The organism is Asaccharospora irregularis DSM 2635, assembly GCF_900129815.1.
Lineage (GTDB): Bacteria > Bacillota > Clostridia > Peptostreptococcales > Peptostreptococcaceae > Asaccharospora > Asaccharospora irregularis.
In genome coordinates, this window is the sequence record NZ_FQWX01000014.1 from 1 (window position 1) to 18,898 (window position 18,898).

Consider the following 18,898-nt stretch of genomic DNA (forward strand, 5'->3'; position numbering starts at 1 on the left):
TTGCAAGTATGGCCATAGCCTTTTTTAAAATTTCGTTCTCTTCCTTAATTTGAGATAACTCTCTTTTAAGAGCTCTTAATTCCTTCAATGTCATTTCATCTTCTGAGTTTGAAGACACTGGAGAATTATCTTTTATCCATGTTGATATTGTTGATTTTGGTATGCCATACTCGCTATGTAATACTGCTAATGATTTTCCTGATTTATATAATTCTATAATTGTATTTCTAAATTCATCTGTATATCTTGCCATTTTAGACACGTCCTTTCTAATCTACCTATATTATAATTAGTTCGATTAATTGTGTCTATATACTTATACTAACATCACCATTAACTAGAATACAGTTATTGTCATTCAGATTGTTGTGTGTCTTTATGATATGGTCAATTGATATAATTACATCTAAATAGTTCATATACATCACCCTCTAAGAATCAATACTAGGAATAATAATTACGTCATGGCTAATTTAACTACGGTCTCCATTCGATAATATCATATTCTTCTGGCTTTTCTACAACGATTGCTACTGAATACATCGCTCTAGTAACTGCAACGTAAAACAATGAAGCAGCTTTGTCTGCTAACTTTTCTTTGGAGTCTTTGAGAGATTTTTTCATTGGACCAGTTGGGTATATTAAAACTCTTGGTACGGTTCTTCCTTTACAGAAACCAAAATTGATAGCCTTTGTTTCATTCAAAATTTTGCTATTAACATTATGTCGATAACATTCAGGTGTAAAACAATCTAAATAAAACTTCAAATTCTCCCAACTCACAACAAATATTCCATCATGCCCTGTTATATCTAATTGCTTTGACTCTGTTGGTGGAAAATCCAAATATTCAGGAAGAATTGAGTCGGCAAAATCAATGATCTCTTGATTACATCTCCACGTAGTCTTAATTTCTTCAATCATACAAAGTTTCCTAGATTCCATCTTTCTAAACCACAAGATCTTCTCAAGTCCATCATACTTGTTATTTTTTCGATCTGACCTACTAGTTTTTAACACTGATTGTCTGACATCCCCTACTGCAGTAATCTTGATTTTTGACATAAATAGCAGTTCTAATATCTCTAAATCATTACCACCAAGATCCTGTACTTCATCAAAGTAAATCTCATCATATATCCCTTCAAGTCTTTCAATACAGGCATCATTGCTTGCTTTAGAGATATCAAATGCTAGTTTTCCTATTCTTGTATTATAAACCTTACCAGCTCTATCAAAATACCTTTTGACTCCTTTTGCGCGTTGAGCAGGGTCTTTTCCTTCAATGAAATGAAGTCCTTTAACAATCTGTCCGGGATATAAATCATTAACATATGGATGGATGAAATGTTTTAATAAAAAAGCATACCATCCTAACACCTCAATATTTGAACTTGAACATTTGTTTAGCCACAATCTTTCTTCAATTACCTTTTGACCAGTGGTGGTAAACGTAACAATTAATCTCTTTCTTGCATCTTCCCCCTCACGACACAGTTCGATGATTGATTGTGTTTTACGACCACCTGCAGGCGCTAGAATTATCCTATTCATAACTTGCGAATAAATTTAATAGCATCGATGAAATATTGGGGGTAGTCGATGCTTTTGTCACTACTTGCAATACGCCAAGCAGACTCGGTTTTATTTGTCGTCATGTATTCACACAGGTTTTTGTCTTCAGGACAGCCAACAATTTCTTTGAGCTCAATTTCCCTAATTTGATTGGCATAGAAAATCTGTGGTTCTAATGTTTCCCCTTGCTCTCTATAACCAATAAACATTTCTCGTTTTCCGTCTTCTAAATAATCGATGGCTTTTCCTTTCCAGTATTCTGGAGACTGTTGATCTACATCTCGCAGAACCGCTACAGATCGATTTAAGACATGACAAAGTTCAAGCGCTCTGCGGTTTCTTGTTCCTTGTGTAATAACATCTATTTCATCATCAATAGGATAATTACCAGTGCTATCATAATACGCACGGTTAAAAAGCATTTCATCAGATGGACCTTCAACGATCACAAGTTTCCTTGCTAACACTAAACGTAAAGTATCATACCCCGATTGTTTTTTGAAATAATCTATTGTATCTGTTGAAAGATCTTCAAACTTTGCTTCATCTCCATCGTGCAGCAATATTAGACGATCTAGCCCTAATCGATTTAGCACATAAGAGCTGTGTGTGGCAATAAAGGTCTGCCTACCACAAGATAAAGTCTCAATAAGTTTAACAATCTTGGTTAAAGATGTATGGGACAAATGATTCTCTGGCTCTTCAATAATAATAAAATTACTTTTTTCTTCAGAAGATTTCAATGCTAACGCAATCTTCATAAGTACTTGTTGTCCCTGACCTGCCATAGAGAAAGGCACCGTGTCAATATGTGGAACTATATTATATTCCCAACTAGATGAAGAAGATTGATCCATTTGGAGGCCTAAATTACGGTTGTGAATTGTTTGAGTATCTGCCTTTATGCGAGTATTCACTTTACTCAATATATCTTCTGTTAGCTTATGCCGTGCTTGCCGATAAGCTACCGATAAATCAACACTTTCATTTTCATCAATATAATCAGACAGCATTTGGCGTGTCTGAACATCAATACCTCTTGTTGATCTTATAGTACGTCCATCGATAATTGAAGTTCTCAGTTCAATTGGCCGTCTATTTAAGGGGGTTCCATCGAACCCTTTCCAAGTAATCTGATAATATTCTGTAGGTAATACAGGTGGGTGGTCACTTTCAAGATATCTTTTCAAATAGTCTCTATATTCTGGATCTAACTCAATGCATAATTGTATACCTGGACAATCTTCGTGAAAATAATTATTCTTGCCTCTTAGTCTCTGTGGTTCATCATTTTTACCGAAGTATATTTCAATTAGTATAGTTGGGGGAGCAACACTATCTCCTCTACTTACGGCACTAAAGTAGTCATTAACAATATCAATATTGAACCAATATGGGTTAAGCTCTTCGCCAATCCACCGCCCATTAAGTCTACCATTTAAAACTAAAGTAATTGCCTCTAATAGTGTTGACTTACCGGCCTCGTTATTCCCAACGATAATGTTAAGGCCATCCTGCGGTTCTATATTCAAATTTTTAAATGTTCGGTAATTTTGAATATGGATTCTTGTAATCATTCTGTACCCCCTTGTATCGCAATTGCTCAATTTAAATCAGTAAATCTTGTTTATCTGCCTCTCTAAACTCACCCATTAATACAATATTCTGACACCTTCATTTATAAATAAAACGGGCAAAGCTATCTAACTTACTCTCTTCATGCCCGTTCTCTTTGATGTGTTTTGTCTGATTTATTCTGTTATGTCAATGTTGTTCTGTTGTCCGTTCTCTTTCACTGCTAATCTGAAAAGTTTCCATCACTGCCTATCTGGGATGTTCACCATCACTGCTTATCCTGATATAAAACTAATCATGCATATCAGCCAGATTGAGCTAAAATGACCCCATCTCGAATATCCTCGTCACTATCGATCTTGATTCCAGCCTATTTGCCTATCTGTTTATTCTGTATAGCTGCTCATCTCTCCATCACCCTAATCAACTTGTCCACTTGTCCGTGCCCGGTACCTCTCAAATCTCATTTGTCCATTTGTCCGTGTCCGGCACCTCTCAAATCTAAGCTTTAGTTGATGTAACCCTTATTACTTCTAACGCCACATATAAGATTCCCAAAATTTACTTATGTGGATGAATAGTTTCTTGGGGAGTTTTGGGTGTCAGGAGATTGGTGGGACTCATTCAGAATAACTACCCAGCCTTAATGAAACTGCTTGATTTACAGCGTTCCTATCTGGAGAAAGTTTTTCGAAAAAGTTATAAGATTTATATATAGAATTCCTTGTATCACAACATATTTTTAAGTTGTACCTCTTAAGAAAGGCAAAACGTATTAAACTTTTTCCCAAAATTACTAAGGACAATATTTTCATTTATTGAATTACCCGCACCCCCAAAAACTATGCTATTTAGTGCCCCATCAATAAGACCAAAATTCTTTAATTGAGCTATAGATCCACTAATTACAGATTGCTCAATACCAGGTTTAGATATTGAACTACCTTGAACAGGAGACGCTTGTTTTGCTAAAAAAGCAATGATTTCTATTTGTAACGGTGTTAAAGTACTCAGAATATCTAAAAGTAATTTTCTCTCATCAAAATTCCCATTTACCGGCTGAATCATAGTTTTTTTGAAATAATTCTTATAAAGACGACGCTTTAATTCTAAGTGTTCAGATTCAACTTTTTCATTTAACTCTTCCAATATAGCTGATAGCTCATCTGGGTTGTGTTGTGAAATGTCTTTATAGTTATTTTGAGATTTTGATATTTCTTCCTTCAATTCTTCGTAAAATTTCTCTAGTCTTCTGAAACGCTTCTCTTGTTTATTTCCATAATATAGTGTGGCAAGAGGAGCGCCTACATATGGAATTGCTTGGATAGCCGCTTCAATAACTACATCTTTATTCATAGAATTGCTTCCCATGATTCACCTCCCAAAATGATTTACTTGTTATTTTCTTCAAATCTCCAAGCATCTCTGACCATTGCGTCAGTCCCAAGCTCAGCCTTCCAGCCTAGTTCCTTCTCAGCTTTGCTAGCATCAGCGAAGCAGGTCGCAATATCGCCCGGACGTCTTCCTACTATTTCATGCGGAACTTTTATATCATTGATCTTCATAAAAGCATTTACAAGTTCCAATACTGATGTACCTTGTCCAGTTCCCAGATTATAGATATTAACTCCATCTTTAAGGTTCTCAATTGCCTTTACATGACCTTTGGCAAGATCAACCACATGGATATAATCACGAACGCCTGTCCCATCTATTGTATCATAGTCATTTCCAAATACACTTAACTTCTCTAATTGTCCTTTAGCGACCTTCGTCACAAAAGGCATGAGATTGTTTGGAATTCCGTTAGGATCCTCACCAATCAATCCACTCTCATGAGCACCTACTGGATTGAAGTATCTTAATAGACTAACAGCAAACCCTTCATTAGCCTTAGCTGTATCTGTCAAGATTCTCTCACTCATAGCCTTGGTTTCGCCGTAAGGATTAGTTGTCTTCTTCAATTCCATATCTTCCTTAAGTGGAGATGGCTGGTCACCGTAAACAGTTGCTGATGAGCTGAAGACGAACTTATTTACACCATACTTCACACACATCTTGCTAAGCACCATAATAGAAACAAGATTATTATAATAATACTCAAGTGGCTTGGTGACAGACTCTCCTACCGCTTTAAGACCAGCGAAGTGAATCACACCATCAAGTTTATGATTATTGAAGATTTCTTCTACCTTTGCTTCATCCGTCACATCGATTTGATAGAAAGTTGGTTTGATACCGGTTATGGTAGATAGCTTGTCCAGAACTTCAATCTTTGAGTTGATAAGATTATCAGTGATGATTACAGTATGGTTATTCTTTATAAGTTCTATTGTCGTATGGCTGCCGATAAAACCTAGGCCTCCGGTTACTAATATGTTCATTGGTTGTGGTCACCTCGCTCCCTTAAAATCACACCTCATTTAATTCTTTTGCTAAATTCATAGCATCAATCATTGAGTCTTCTATAGAACAATACTTCCAATCGCCATACCTTCCTATAGTATAGATATTATGGTCCTGTAAATCTTTTTTCTTATTATTTTTTAGACTGTTTCCTTCATTAGATATATGCACATACGCCGGATTCATTATAATACTTGAATATGCTAACAATTTATGATCATTAATTACACCAATTTCTTTGAGATTCTTAAGCGTTAGTTCTAGCTGATTTTCTATGTTTAGTTCTGCATCAGACTCGTAGCCAATTTCTATATACATACTCAGTTTATCTGAATCAAGAATATTATCATAAAAACCAAATCGATAAAAATTAATATCTTTATCTGGTACATAAACCCAATGCATATCTTCGATAGACGATTTTTTATCGAATCCCAGGTTGAAAACCAACACTTTATTATACGTTAGCTTTTCTTTTGTTCTCTCATACTCCTTTGAGTCAATGTATTTTATCAAGTGATCAAATGGAGCAGAATTGATTAAATACTCGTATTCAAACTTATCAGTCGTAGTTGTAACAACTTTATTCTTCACATCAATATCAATTACTTCTTGATCATATATAATACTATTCGTATTAAGCTCTTTTAAGAGTGCATTAATGTATGTTACTGCACCTTTTTTTGGATATAAAAATTCCTTATTATAAGAGTTGTCCTCTTCTAACTTCATATTGTCGATAATTTCTTTTATGTTAGCATAGGGGAAAAATCTCCCCATCGCATTTGAGTCCAGGCTGTTTAAGTCACAAGCATATAATTTTTCATTGTATGGTTTAAGAAATTTTTCAGTAATACTCTTTCCGAACTTTCCATACAGCATATCTTCAAATCCTACATATTCATTTTTTTCTTCCTTGTTAAATAAATCGTAAAGGCAATCAATAAATTCGTCTTTGCTTAACTGATGTATGTTTTTCTGGAATGGATAATCAATATACTCACCCTTATAAAATATCTTTGTGTTCTTTTCCTTATTAATCAGATCTTCCGGATCAATTTTACTATTGAAAAAATTCTTAAGCTCCTGATTAGCAAAGTGAAAGAAATGTCCAGCATAATCCCATACATATTCCCCATTGTAAATTGTTCTACAATATCCACCTGCAGCGGATTCCTTTTCGAGAATTAGATAATCCTCACTATCAATAAAATTTGCAAATCCAAGTCCAGATACTCCTGCACCTACAACTAAATACTTTACTTTTGGCATTTTTCTCCCTCCAATATATCTGCTATTCTCTTACTAGCATATCCGTCTCCATATGGATTGCTTGCTTTACTCATTTTTTCATATTCACTTTGGTCTTCTAACAACTGCTTAAGCGTATTATATATGATATCTTCATCAGTACCTACAAGTTTAAGTGTCCCAGCTGCAATACCTTCTGGTCTCTCTGTTGTATCTCTCATAACAAGAACCGGCTTTCCTAAACTTGGTGCTTCTTCTTGAATACCTCCACTATCAGTTAAAATCAAATGAGATCTAAATAAGAAGTTATGGAAGTCTAAAACTTCAAGCGGTTCAATTATCTTAATTCTATCGGTATCACCAAGAATCTCTTGGGCAGCGTCTCTTACTATTGGGTTCATGTGAATTGGATAGATTGCTTTTATATCAGAATTATCATGAATAATACGTTTGATCGCCTTAAACATATTTCTCATTGGTTCACCAAGGTTCTCTCTTCTATGAGCAGTAATCATGATAAGTCTACTATCTAAGGCCCAATCTAGATATTCGTGTGTATAATCATCTCGAACCGTTGTCTTAAGTGCATCAATTGCAGTATTACCGGTCACATAAATAGTTTCAGGATTTTTACCTTCCTTTAAAAGGTTTTCTTTTGACATCTCCGTCGGAGCAAAGTTATAATTTGAAATTATGCCCACTGCTTGTCTGTTAAACTCCTCTGGATACGGAGAATAGATATTATAAGTTCTCAAACCTGCTTCTACATGCCCTACTGGAATCTGAAGATAAAAGCAAGCCAACGCTGTTACAAATGTTGTAGAAGTGTCCCCATGGACCAAAACTACATCAGGTTTAACCTCTGCCAGAACTGACTTCATTTTTTCAAGAATATTTATTGTAACATCAAACAGCGTTTGCTTCGCTTTCATAATAGAAAGATCATAGTCAGGTACTACATCAAAAGCTGTTAGTACTTGATCCAGCATTTCTCTATGCTGTCCGGTCACACAAACAATTGTATTTAGGCTTTCTCTTGTCTTCAATTCTTTAACCAATGGACACATTTTTATTGCTTCTGGCCTGGTACCGAATACCACCATTACTTTTCTCATTGATTCATAACTCCTCTTGTAAGATGAACATAATATAGCAAAACAATTAATCGCTTATATTCTCTATAGTATGCTTTGTTTCGCATTTTAACTTCTTTAATAAGTTTAAGGTTAAAACAACTTCAGCAAACATAGCAGCATACGCAATACCATACATACCAAAAAAATACCCTCCAAAACTACTAAACAATACAAGTGCAGCTACACCTACATAAAATGCACTACTATATTTCTTCTGTTTTCCACTAGCAACTAGTATTTGAATCCCTAGAAAATTATTCAGAATGCTAAACACAGCCCATATGATTAAAGGATACAATAAACTATTGAATCCTGAATACTCGGATCCGTAAAGTAAATAGATTAACTGCTGTGAAGCAATAATGATTACCAATGAAAACAAAATTATTAGAGGCATTATTACAGACATTACTTTTTTTACTCTTTTTACACCTGTGCTAAATGATACGTCGTAAAATTTAGATATATATGGAAATAGCGCTTGACTTATGGGCGAGAATAACAATAATACCAATGTGGGGATTTTAAGTATTGCAGAATAGATTCCTACATCTGAATTAGATGTTCCCATAATTCCTAAAATTGTAACACCAAATCCACTAAATATCTTAGCCATCGCATTTGTAGTGAATAGCTTCCATCCTTCAGAAAATTCACTTTTTATATCATTCAAGCTAAATCTTACAAACTTTAAATGAAACTTTAGTCGTACAATTATCATTGACATAATCCCATTCAATAAGAATGTGAATGAGTACAAGAATGAGTACAAATTTAAGTGTTCTCTATTATTAACGAACGCAAAAACCAAAATAACCGAGAATAATCGTGAGAACACATTTATAACTGTAATAAATTTCATTTCTTGCATGCCTTGAAAAAGCCAAGTCTGTTGTAATGCCAGACCAATAACCATACAATATAGAATTAAGATGGAATATTTCAAATCTGCTTGTATTTTGAATACTATTGTATAAACAATTATAATTCCAATTGTAAATAGCATCAAAAGAACTTTACATACCGTAACGATACTATAGATTTTAGATAACTCATCCCGATCTTTAGATAGAGATACTTTTCTTACAGCTGTTAGATTAAAGCCATACTCAACTAGGACTATAATATAACCAGTTATATTGAGTGCGAAAGAAAATATTCCAAATCTGTCGCTTCCTAACACCCTAGTTACGTAAGGTAAAGTAAAAAACGGTACAATTGTATTGAAAAATTGCAGTAAATATAACCACATCCCATTAATGATTACTTTTGATTTAATAGCCTTTATAATGGTTGATTTATTGGGCATAATTTTACTCATCAGCCAGTACATCTTTATAAACTCTTAAGTGTTTTTTTGCCATTTCAATATTATTAAATTCACTTATTATAGTATTGTAAGCATTTTCTTTAAGTTGTTGTCGTATGTCCACTTTTGAGATTACTTTATACAATTCATCTGCTAAAGATATTGGATCCTGGGAAGGTACTAAAATCCCATTATAACCCGATGTAATTAGCTCTGGAATTCCTCCAACAGCAGTCACTACCACTGGAATATTATTAACCATTGCTTCTAGTAACGAGATAGGTAAGCCTTCATAATCTGAAGATAAACAAAATATATCCAACTCATTCATTATGTTTAAAACATCATTTCTAAAGCCTGTAAAACTTACCACTTCAGATAATTCCAAACTCTTGCATAATGTCTCTAGTTCGTTTCTTAGCTCGCCATCACCAACAATTAGAACTTTAAGATTATCGACTTTTTGTGTCAGAATTTTCAACGCATTCAAAAAAACATCTAACGCCTTCTGCTTTCTTAATCCAGCAATAATGCCTATTAACACTTCATCATCCTTAATTCCAAATTCCTCTCTACATTTACTTGATGCAATTACTTTAACTCGTTTTATATCAATTCCATTATGAATTGTAATAACTTTTTCTTTTCTGACACTGAAATTTACAATTAGATTTTGTCGTACCTCTTCACTTACTGCAACTATCTTATTGCCCATTGTGTAAACTTTATTGATAATATTATCTGTAGAAAAGATGTTGTGAGCGGTAATAACTAATGGAATTTTAAAAACGAATGATAAAATCCTCCCAAATATTATTGGTATAGGCTGGTGTGCATGTAATACATTTATATCGTATTTTTTAATTGACTTAATCAAAATTTGTAAACTGTCAAAAAAATCAAACACATACTTGAAGTATTTTGTAATTTTGTTATCACTCTTCCTACTAATAGGTATATATACGTGAGGAATTCCTTCAGAATTTAATTCTTCTATCAATATTCCACCACTTGATGCTACAACTGAGTCTACATTATTTTGTTTTAACCCTACTGCAAGATCCAATGCAACGAAAGCTGGTCCATTTTTTTTGATATTCGAAACTATTTGTAATATTTTTATTTCTTTACTCATATTTAGTCTCCTTTGTCTCAAAAATAGTCTGATATTTATACCACATATTTCCCCACACAAAGTTCTCTTTCAAATACAATTTAGATTTTTGAAAGTTCGCTTCACGATCTTTTAGTTTTTCTAGCATATTACAAATAATACTTGCATTTATTGTTCCATCTTTTATATTATTATAATTTAAAACAATCTTATTTGTAGGAATAGAACTCACATCACCAATAGTGTCCGTAGTCAATAAAGTCAACCCTGATGATAAATATTCTGGAATTTTTGTAGGTGATGAGATTCTATTAATTAGTGATTCATCTCTTAAAATAATGCCGATGTCTGCAGCCATATAATAGGAGTAAACTTGATCATGTCTAACAGCATCAACCATATAATTTCTTACATTAACATTGTGCTTATTCATGATATTAATCACGGTCTCTTTATTATGATTATGGGTTAAAAATATCAAATAAAAGTTTTCATCATAGTCAATTATTCTTTTAAACAGATGAGCTATTTCATCCGTACAATGCCATAGTCCAATACCACCAGCATAAATAATAACCTTTTTATCTTCTAATTTAAGAATCTTTCTTTTTTCTTTTCTTAAATCATTATCAAATTCAATCTTTTCCTGATGTATACACGAGGGAATAACTACCACATTTTCGCTAGCTACATCGAAATTATTACAAATGTAACTTTTAAAAGAATTAGAAACACAAACTATAAATTTAGCATTTTCTAATGTTATTTTCTCAATTTTTTTATAATAAGAATAATTAACTCGACCAAATGATGTTCCCGATTCTCTGAATTCTTCCGGTGCAACTCCATGATAATCGATGATGTAAGGAGTATTTTGCTTTTTATTAACGTGGTATGCGATATAACCGCACAATAAGTTTTCCGCATATAAAACATCCATTCTTTTATTTTTATTCTTTCTAATAATTGTGTTGGCACAGTATTTAAAATACATATCAGGATTTGCAAAAAAAAGGACTACAGGCAATCCTATATTAAAATTAATAGTAAATTTTTTATCGCTGAAATACTGCATTGTATCACGCATTACTTTTTTTAGTTTTGCTGGCATAAGTTTCTTCCAACTAGTGAAATTCTCTATATGTACATTAAATTCATCGTAGCAGGACCATAGTTCTAATTGCCTTTTAACTCTTTGCGCATAACCATCATAACCTGTTATTGTACCATTCACGATATGGACTATTCTTTTCATTCTTTCACCAACTTTTCAATTTTTATTATTTATAAGTCACTAAACTTAATACTTCCAGTATTAATAACTGTATTAAGTTTCCGGCCAAAAATCTATTAAGCCTTTATAATTTCTTAGGGTGTATTGCAGCTATAAAAGTCTCTTCACTAATTTAAACTCCCAAATTTCAAAGCAAACAATATAGAATCAAACTAAAATTCTTATTAACAGATCAACTAAATCACGTTTCACGTTCACACCTATTAATTGCTTCTTTGCCTTCAACTAGTAATCTCCTTTTACTGTATGCTTCGAAAACTGATAGACATATATAAATAATGGACAATAGTCTATAAGTTGATAAGCTATCTACCAAACGATGAACCGAAAAGTATATAACAATCATTGAACACGAAAAAAAGACAAGATCCCCTCTAAAGCGTAAATTTTTAAAAGCATCTATTGCGATTTTCATAAAATACCAATGGAACTTCCAAAAGAATATTAAACCGATGACTCCACTTGAAACAATTACTGATATATAATCACTATGTGGATCAAAATACCTAAAATAATAATACTGCTGTAAGTCTCCAGAATACATGTGAAACAAGTCGTTGTATCTTCCCGGACCGACTCCCAAAATAAAATTATCTATGATTACTCTTAATGAAGTTACCCATGTATAAATCCTATTAGAGAAGATCGTAGTTAAATCTTGATACGTAAAATAGCCATTTTTTACCCCTAAAATAATAAACGATATAAATACTAGCAGAAACGAGATGCTTGCACGTAACAAGAAAGATAGTTTAATTTTATACTTAGTAAGTAATATAATAATGCAGGCAATTATCAAAGAGATTACTGCTCCTTCTGTCTTGGAAATAATTAATGCCAGAACGCAAACTGTCAATGTAATTCCGCTTATTATTTTGTTTTTACTTGTTTCGAATTTATTTAGAATTTTTCCACTTGCAATTATAAATGTTACCACCAAGTAAGATGCAAAAAAAATAGGATTATTAAATGTAGATGAAGGTCTTACCGAATCATTTTCAACAAATATAAATCCAGCTTCTGTTCTAAATAAATTAAGCAACCCTAAAATATTAAAAGTGTTATTATATTCCAAAATAGAGACAATCCCTAAAAACAAACCCACATACATAATACAATTTAGAACTTGGCGAGACTTTTTTTCAAAATCACTGCTGTTATATATGAAATTATAAAAACTATAATAAACAAGTAGTAATTCGAAATTTATGATTATTAATTTCAAATCTCCTCCATTAAATAAATATGACAAAAGCACAATCAAATTGGTGGCTAATAGTAATACCATCCCTTTTGAATAGCGCATTACAAGTTTTTTCTTCGTGAGAAGAAATAATGATATGACGATCATCCCTATTCGTGAAATAGAGTTAGCAAAATAAATATTAGGATCTAATTGAACTAAAATAATCCATAGAAAATACATAGTATCCCCCCTTTCTCAGCACTATTATAGTTAGTACAAGCCTCGAAGCGTGCAAAAAACAAAAAGTAGGATTGGCACCTAATTTAGTTTTTTTCTTCGTACAGTGAGCAAACAGATACTATGTAGATATAGCAATCAGTTTAATCTAATACCATACTTTAGATTAATAAATGACACAATCTAGGCATATTTTCAAAAAACTTATACTTTAATATCTTATATCTTTGAATTTGATCACTCTTCTATCAAGGCGATCTTATAATGGTTAGGTAGATCAGCTAATGACCTTAAAAATCTGTAAGTAACTTTTATAGAACCAACTGAATTATAGAATCATACTGGCGCAATAACTCCAAGCTATTTCTATCATAAGGCCATTGGAAAATGTTATTTTAAATCCATATAATTGTTACGATGATAAATATTCTAAGAGTATTAGATGTTTAGAATATAACAGTAAATTCAATATGAAACGAATCAATTAATCAGTAATATTAGAACTTATGTTGATTCTTATTGTTCTCGTTGAAAAACTTACATTTTTAAACTTAAATGACACCTTTTGGATTCTTGAAGTTAATTAGTTCTGAAGTTCAGACTTACATAACTTAAAGTGGTAAATTGATTTTAGGCCAATAATGGTATATTGAATACCGTTCAATACATTTGAACCCTTTTGATAAATAAAAATTTATAGCACTTAAATTATCTACCTGTGTCCCTACTCTAATTCTTTCAATATTCTGCTCAAGTAAATAACTCTCTAATTTATTGATTAAAGCTTGTCCAACATGCTGTCCTCTAAACACTTTGTCAACAGCTATTAACTCTATCACAGCTTCACTTAAGCTAGCTCTTAAAGAAAAAAGCAAATAGCCTGCTAAGGTATTATCTTTATATACCGTTATGAAATATTTATCTGGTTCTTTAAAAGCGTTCCTAGTCCAATTAAGGTATATATTTTTAGACTTATTTAAATCTAAATAAACATCATTAAAAAATCTCGAATGTCCAAAAGTATTTTTTGCAATTTCTAATATACATTGATCCTCAGCTTTATTTGATTCTAAACGTGTTTCAAGCGCAATCTCAAAGCATTCCGTTACACTTTTCGAAAACTGGATATTTACATCCGTTAGAAAAGCTGGTGTTTTTATGTTGATTAATCTATTGTTTTCCGATCGATTGTTTCTATTAATTATTGTAATAAAATCATATTTACAAGATTCTTTAATAACTTCACACATTTGCATTTCTGTTAAGCCAATGTTTAGAATAACTTTTCCAGCAGATACTCCAAAATAATTTGTGTCCCACTCTAAAGTATGCCATTCATAAGGCCTTTCTGCATTACCTTGAAAGTCGCCATTAGTACGCATGTCTCAATTCTCCCTATTAAAATTAAATGATTTAAACATTTAAGATATCGTCCCATTTGACTGGAGAACCTTCTTCAATCAATTTATTAGCTTTTACTTTATTCTGGATTAACATTTCATAGAACTTTGGCTCGATTCCTAATTCTGATTCACCTGGTCTTAATATTGCAGTATTCAGTGTTGTAATAAGTTCGTTTGGTGCGATATCTTTAATTGCAAATACTGTCCTGTATGCATATCTTCTTAAACTTCTTTCACATTCTTGCATTTTCTTTTCAGATGTTCCAAAAATCAATGGGTCAATTTCTACTTCTTCTTTGTTTTTTATTTTAATTTCTGTATCTCTAATTGCTCTTACCATTTCTCTTAACCCAATAGGGTCAACGGCAAAACTATGATCAGCTCCAGGTAAATTTTTATCTATCGTAAAATGCTTTTCTATTATCTTTGCTCCTTTATAAACTGCAGTAACTGGAGCTTTTATAGGATCTTCAGTATGATCTGAATAACCAATTATTAAGTCTGGGAAAGCAAACTTAAAAGTATCCAATACGTTCATATTACATGTCTCTAATGGCGCTGGATATTTAGCTACACAGTGTAATAATGCAATTTTTTCATTCCCCTCATTTTTAATTGTTCTAATTGCTTCCTCAATATCAGATAAATTTGCCCCTGCGGTTGAAAAAACCATCGTTTTCTGTTTTTTTGCTACATACTTTAATAATGGGATATGTGTTATAGCATAAGAGGCCATCTTGAACGAATCAACATGATAATCCGTTAAAACATCTCCTGAATATTCATCACAAACCGTACATAAAAAACCAATATTTTTGAGTTTGCAATAATCAATTAATTTTGGTATCCACTCAAAAGGCAATTCTACACTTTTTAACAATTCAACTATTTCTTCGTTTTTACCACTGGCTGTAATATATTTCCCCGCATTTTTTGTATACATTTTATCAGCTTTGAAGAGTTGAAATTTGACAACATCTGCACCTGCCTCTGAAGCTACATCTATGAGCTTCAATGCCTGATTATAATCACCGTCATGATTAATCCCTGCTTCAGCAATAATAAGCACTGGTGAATCTTTATCTACTTTTTTACCACCGATCAACATTTTATTCATCTTAATCCCCTTTCTCAAACAGGTAATTTTTATTTTCTTTAGAAATCTTATTATATTGATTGTTTAATACGTCAATAATTATATCCTTAACTCTTTCTAAGCCCATGCCATCAACGTATCTTCTCCCATTAGCACATAACCTTTGTCTAAGTGAAACATCATTATTCATTTGGTTAAAGACATCTCTAATCTGCCCCTCTTTTAAATCATCAATGATTCCTATGTTTATTGCTACATCTGAGTCTTCAAATCTTTCTGCAGTTTTCAACTGATGTTCTACTTGAGAAATAACAACAGCCGGAGTTCCTAGTGTAGCTGCTTCATATAATGTTACTCCACCTGAAATAAAACACAGGTCACTATTAAATAGTAGCTCAGCCATATTGCTTGCATTGAATATTAACTTGCAATTGAGTAATCTGCTGGTAACATCTTTAAGCTTTTCACTATTCTTGTAAGCGGGTCCTACAACAATATTTATAAAAATGTCCTCTATGTCTTTTAGTTCATTGATAACTCTCATAGTTACATTCTTTGGATCGCTTCCACCGAAAGATAACAATACACTTTGTATTCTATTGTTTATTTTTTTGTTTCTCCTAATATAGTCTCTAAAAGATTTATTTAATATAATGAAGTCATTTCCACTATATAACTTTGATTGATTTACCGTATTCTTCGTTGGAAGAATTGCATTAATAAGCACATCTACATAGACTGAGCCTTCTCCGATGTCATCAAGTGCAATAATTGTCCCAATTTTATCTTTCAATTTCTTCATATAATGATACTCAGAGTTTAATTTGTCAATAACTAAGACATCTATAGAATTCATTTTGCATATTTTAGTCACAAGAACTGCTTCTTCATTAACAGATAAATTATTATCAATTTTGTAGAAGTTCAATTTTTCTTTTTCTAAAATGCACACAGTATCATTGTATTCTTTTGTAATCACAATAACTTGAATATCACTAATCTCTAATTCACGAATTAGATTAAGACACCTAAACACATGACCCATTCCCATTAAATTGTTTCCATCAAACCTAAACGCAAGTTTTTTTTTCACGGGATTATCTCCCCTTTTGCTTAACATTTCTGTTTATATTTAGAATTTCATGATTGTCTTTAAGATACTCTATAACTTCTGGAATGTTAATTATTTCATTGTTTCTGTACAATACCCGGTATATGTTTTGAATTAATTCAAAATCTTCAATAGTATCAACTGTCAACCTTAATTCTGGACTATTATATCCTATTGGAGCTTCAATCAGGTTAGTATCAAATTCCATATTATTTTCTCTAATATACAAGGTAACATGCTCTTTATGATAACATTCCAATTTTCTCTTTTTAATACCGATTAAAGTACCCATATTAACAATTTCGCTGCCAACCCCTAGAGGCAAATTATTCATAGTTGTATAATGTGCTTTCTTACTTAAATGAGATTCTATCATCTTGTCAATACAAACCGGACATGTTAACGGATTGTCTCCAGTTACTCTAACTAAAATATCAGCATCATAATATTGCCCAGTATTAACAAACCGATCCAAAACATCTTCTTCACTTCCAAGAAACATTTTAATATTATTTTTAGACAATAGATTTATTAATTCTTTATTCTCTGCAGATAAGGATGTTGCAACAATAACTTCGTCTAAATCATTACATTTTTTTAATCTTTCTACTATGTGCTCAATTACCGTCTTATCACTTAATCTTTTTAAGACTTTTCCCGGCAACCTAGTCGAACCCATTCTCGCTTGAATGACTGCAATAATCTTCAATAATTTCACCTCACAAAAGTAACTCCATATAATATTTTTCATAGATAGTTTTCTAATAATTGCATTCGATTTTTCTAGAAAGTCCTACTTATGATCCAAGTTTTTATTTTTCAACTCTTAGCATCTCAATAATAAGCTCTGCTACTCGCGATGCGGCTTTTCCATCAGTGGCAAATTCTTGCCTTGCTTCTTTTAACTTTTCAACTACTTCTGAGTCTTCAAATATTAAACTAATTGTTTTAGATAACTCTTCTTTATCATAAACTCCTAAACCGATACCCATATCATTATAAGGTATAAAATCGGGTTCACCTGTCAAGTTTATTGATATTAACGGCTTATCCATAACTACAGCTTCGAGTCCTGTAGTAGATGAAACAGTAATCACCAAATCTGAAAGCTCAATAATTTTAGGAGCCTCAATATCTTTTACTATGATTGCTTTATAACCCATTTCGTCAAGCATTACTTGTTGAATTTTTCCATCTTCATTTGGGTGTAACTTTATAATTAATTGTTTATTTTCATGCTCTTTCATAGCGTGTATTAATGCTTTTAAAACATTTTCTCTGCTATCAATAGGTTGTGACATAAGAGAAACTATTGTTTTACTCGAGTCAATGCCTAATTTTTTACACATTTCCATTTTATTCAAGTTCTTAAATTCCAATAATTTATCAAAAGCAGGTTGTCCTGTTACAATAACTGAATCTGGATTAATTCCTCTATTTGCTATATTGTTTTTTGTGTACTTACACAAAACCGCAAACTTTGTTGGTTGTAGCTTGCAGTATTTTTCATAAACTTCATTAGCCACCTCTTGAATATCAGGATCATCGATTTGAGACTTAAGAATGATACTCTCCTTTTTGAATCCTTTTGCAATATATTGATCTCTTTCATCAGCAGTATCTACATGAATTTTATCAGGAAATGGTTTGTTGATATTTCCCAATAAATCTTCCACTCTTAAACTAGGAATTCCTAATTCACATGCAGCGATAAGTGAAGCAGCTTCAAACCTATGCATTGTAGTAGCAACTACTACATCAGGTTTTTCTTTTTGTAGTATTTCTTTCATTGCATTTATTGGAAGAAATAATCTCCTATCGTAAACCTCGAAAACTTTTCTTGCAACTTCATTTCCTTTTTCATTTATTAGATCCCTCATTGAAAATCCATAATATGCAATTGAATCTGCAAAGCTGACATTTGAATCGAAGTTATGAAATTGTTCTGCTAAAGGAGCACCAACTTGCAATACTTCTTTTGACATATATGATGATAAGGTTTTACATGGAATTCTATTCTTTCTCAAGGTTTCAGCAGCTAAATTAATCCCGATTGAAACTACCTCGATATCATCAAACTTATATAACTCCTTTATAATTGGAATTATTGTATTAACATGACCACCACCATAACTAACAAAAAGACACTTTTTCATTTCATGTTCCTCCATAAATTCAGTTTAACGATTGATATTCTGATGTCTG

Annotated in this window: 16 protein-coding genes; all 16 read right to left on the reverse strand. The window is 32.2% G+C overall.

Going from position 1 to position 18,898, the window contains the following annotated elements:
- Positions 1-253, reverse strand: a 253-nt coding sequence (locus BUB34_RS07165; protein WP_073125971.1) for a transposase, incomplete at its 3' end; no start/stop codon positions are given.
- Between the two features lie 224 nt (positions 254-477).
- Positions 478-1,554, reverse strand: a complete 1,077-nt coding sequence (locus BUB34_RS07170) for a DEAD/DEAH box helicase family protein (RefSeq protein WP_073125973.1) — start codon at positions 1,552-1,554, stop codon at positions 478-480.
- Positions 1,551-3,152: an ATP-dependent nuclease gene (locus BUB34_RS07175; protein ID WP_073125974.1), complete on the reverse strand. Its 1,602-nt coding sequence runs from the start codon at positions 3,150-3,152 to the stop codon at positions 1,551-1,553. The genes BUB34_RS07170 and BUB34_RS07175 overlap by 4 nt, the downstream gene beginning before the upstream one ends.
- A gap of 754 nt (positions 3,153-3,906) precedes the next feature.
- Positions 3,907-4,521, reverse strand: coding sequence for a hypothetical protein (locus tag BUB34_RS07180; protein ID WP_073125978.1), 615 nt, complete (start codon positions 4,519-4,521; stop codon positions 3,907-3,909).
- A 20-nt stretch (positions 4,522-4,541) separates the two neighbouring features.
- Positions 4,542-5,534, reverse strand: coding sequence for a UDP-glucose 4-epimerase GalE (gene galE, locus BUB34_RS07185; RefSeq protein ID WP_073125979.1), 993 nt, complete (start codon positions 5,532-5,534; stop codon positions 4,542-4,544).
- 28 nt (positions 5,535-5,562) lie between these two features.
- Positions 5,563-6,828: a protoporphyrinogen/coproporphyrinogen oxidase gene (locus BUB34_RS07190; RefSeq protein ID WP_073125981.1), complete on the reverse strand. Its 1,266-nt coding sequence runs from the start codon at positions 6,826-6,828 to the stop codon at positions 5,563-5,565.
- On the reverse strand, positions 6,816-7,922 hold the full coding sequence (wecB, locus tag BUB34_RS07195; protein ID WP_073125983.1) for a non-hydrolyzing UDP-N-acetylglucosamine 2-epimerase: 1,107 nt from the start codon (positions 7,920-7,922) through the stop codon (positions 6,816-6,818). Before wecB ends, BUB34_RS07190 begins: the two co-directional genes overlap by 13 nt.
- Before the next feature lie 46 nt (positions 7,923-7,968).
- Positions 7,969-9,276, reverse strand: coding sequence for a flippase (locus BUB34_RS07200; RefSeq protein ID WP_084120270.1), 1,308 nt, complete (start codon positions 9,274-9,276; stop codon positions 7,969-7,971).
- Positions 9,257-10,387 (reverse strand): glycosyltransferase, encoded by a 1,131-nt coding sequence (locus BUB34_RS07205; RefSeq protein ID WP_073125987.1) that lies wholly within the window; start codon positions 10,385-10,387, stop codon positions 9,257-9,259. Before BUB34_RS07205 ends, BUB34_RS07200 begins: the two co-directional genes overlap by 20 nt.
- The gene (locus BUB34_RS07210; RefSeq protein WP_073125989.1) at positions 10,380-11,621 is read right to left on the reverse strand and encodes a glycosyltransferase; all 1,242 of its coding nucleotides are present in this window, start codon (positions 11,619-11,621) and stop codon (positions 10,380-10,382) included. Before BUB34_RS07210 ends, BUB34_RS07205 begins: the two co-directional genes overlap by 8 nt.
- A gap of 220 nt (positions 11,622-11,841) precedes the next feature.
- Positions 11,842-13,086: an O-antigen ligase family protein gene (locus BUB34_RS07215; RefSeq protein WP_073125992.1), complete on the reverse strand. Its 1,245-nt coding sequence runs from the start codon at positions 13,084-13,086 to the stop codon at positions 11,842-11,844.
- 608 nt (positions 13,087-13,694) lie between these two features.
- Entirely contained in the window at positions 13,695-14,465 is a 771-nt protein-coding gene (locus BUB34_RS07220) for a GNAT family N-acetyltransferase (protein ID WP_073125994.1), read from the reverse strand.
- A gap of 31 nt (positions 14,466-14,496) precedes the next feature.
- On the reverse strand, positions 14,497-15,603 hold the full coding sequence (locus tag BUB34_RS07225) for an N-acetylneuraminate synthase family protein (RefSeq protein ID WP_073125996.1): 1,107 nt from the start codon (positions 15,601-15,603) through the stop codon (positions 14,497-14,499).
- A gap of 1 nt (position 15,604) precedes the next feature.
- The gene (gene pseG, locus BUB34_RS07230; RefSeq protein ID WP_084120272.1) at positions 15,605-16,702 is read right to left on the reverse strand and encodes a UDP-2,4-diacetamido-2,4,6-trideoxy-beta-L-altropyranose hydrolase; all 1,098 of its coding nucleotides are present in this window, start codon (positions 16,700-16,702) and stop codon (positions 15,605-15,607) included.
- A complete protein-coding gene (locus tag BUB34_RS07235) occupies positions 16,680-17,402 on the reverse strand; it encodes a cytidylyltransferase domain-containing protein (protein WP_073126001.1) in 723 nt (240 codons plus the stop codon). The genes pseG and BUB34_RS07235 overlap by 23 nt, the downstream gene beginning before the upstream one ends.
- A gap of 103 nt (positions 17,403-17,505) precedes the next feature.
- Positions 17,506-18,849, reverse strand: a complete 1,344-nt coding sequence (locus BUB34_RS07240) for a UDP-N-acetylglucosamine 2-epimerase (protein WP_073126003.1) — start codon at positions 18,847-18,849, stop codon at positions 17,506-17,508.
- Between the last annotated feature and the right edge of the window lie 49 nt (positions 18,850-18,898).

Bases quoted from the DNA above. Each gene is read 5' to 3' on its own strand.
- BUB34_RS07170 (WP_073125973.1), bottom strand. From the start codon at position 1,554: ATGAATAGGATAATTCTAGCGCCTGCAGGTGGTCGTAAAACACAATCA.
- BUB34_RS07175 (WP_073125974.1), bottom strand. From the start codon at position 3,152: ATGATTACAAGAATCCATATTCAAAATTACCGAACATTTAAAAATTTG.
- BUB34_RS07180 (WP_073125978.1), bottom strand. From the start codon at position 4,521: ATGGGAAGCAATTCTATGAATAAAGATGTAGTTATTGAAGCGGCTATC.
- galE (WP_073125979.1), bottom strand. From the start codon at position 5,534: ATGAACATATTAGTAACCGGAGGCCTAGGTTTTATCGGCAGCCATACG.
- BUB34_RS07190 (WP_073125981.1), bottom strand. From the start codon at position 6,828: ATGCCAAAAGTAAAGTATTTAGTTGTAGGTGCAGGAGTATCTGGACTT.
- wecB (WP_073125983.1), bottom strand. From the start codon at position 7,922: ATGAGAAAAGTAATGGTGGTATTCGGTACCAGGCCAGAAGCAATAAAA.
- BUB34_RS07200 (WP_084120270.1), bottom strand. From the start codon at position 9,276: ATGTACTGGCTGATGAGTAAAATTATGCCCAATAAATCAACCATTATA.
- BUB34_RS07205 (WP_073125987.1), bottom strand. From the start codon at position 10,387: ATGAGTAAAGAAATAAAAATATTACAAATAGTTTCGAATATCAAAAAA.
- BUB34_RS07210 (WP_073125989.1), bottom strand. From the start codon at position 11,621: ATGAAAAGAATAGTCCATATCGTGAATGGTACAATAACAGGTTATGAT.
- BUB34_RS07215 (WP_073125992.1), bottom strand. From the start codon at position 13,086: ATGTATTTTCTATGGATTATTTTAGTTCAATTAGATCCTAATATTTAT.
- BUB34_RS07220 (WP_073125994.1), bottom strand. From the start codon at position 14,465: ATGCGTACTAATGGCGACTTTCAAGGTAATGCAGAAAGGCCTTATGAA.
- BUB34_RS07225 (WP_073125996.1), bottom strand. From the start codon at position 15,603: ATGAATAAAATGTTGATCGGTGGTAAAAAAGTAGATAAAGATTCACCA.
- pseG (WP_084120272.1), bottom strand. From the start codon at position 16,702: ATGTTAAGCAAAAGGGGAGATAATCCCGTGAAAAAAAAACTTGCGTTT.
- BUB34_RS07240 (WP_073126003.1), bottom strand. From the start codon at position 18,849: ATGAAAAAGTGTCTTTTTGTTAGTTATGGTGGTGGTCATGTTAATACA.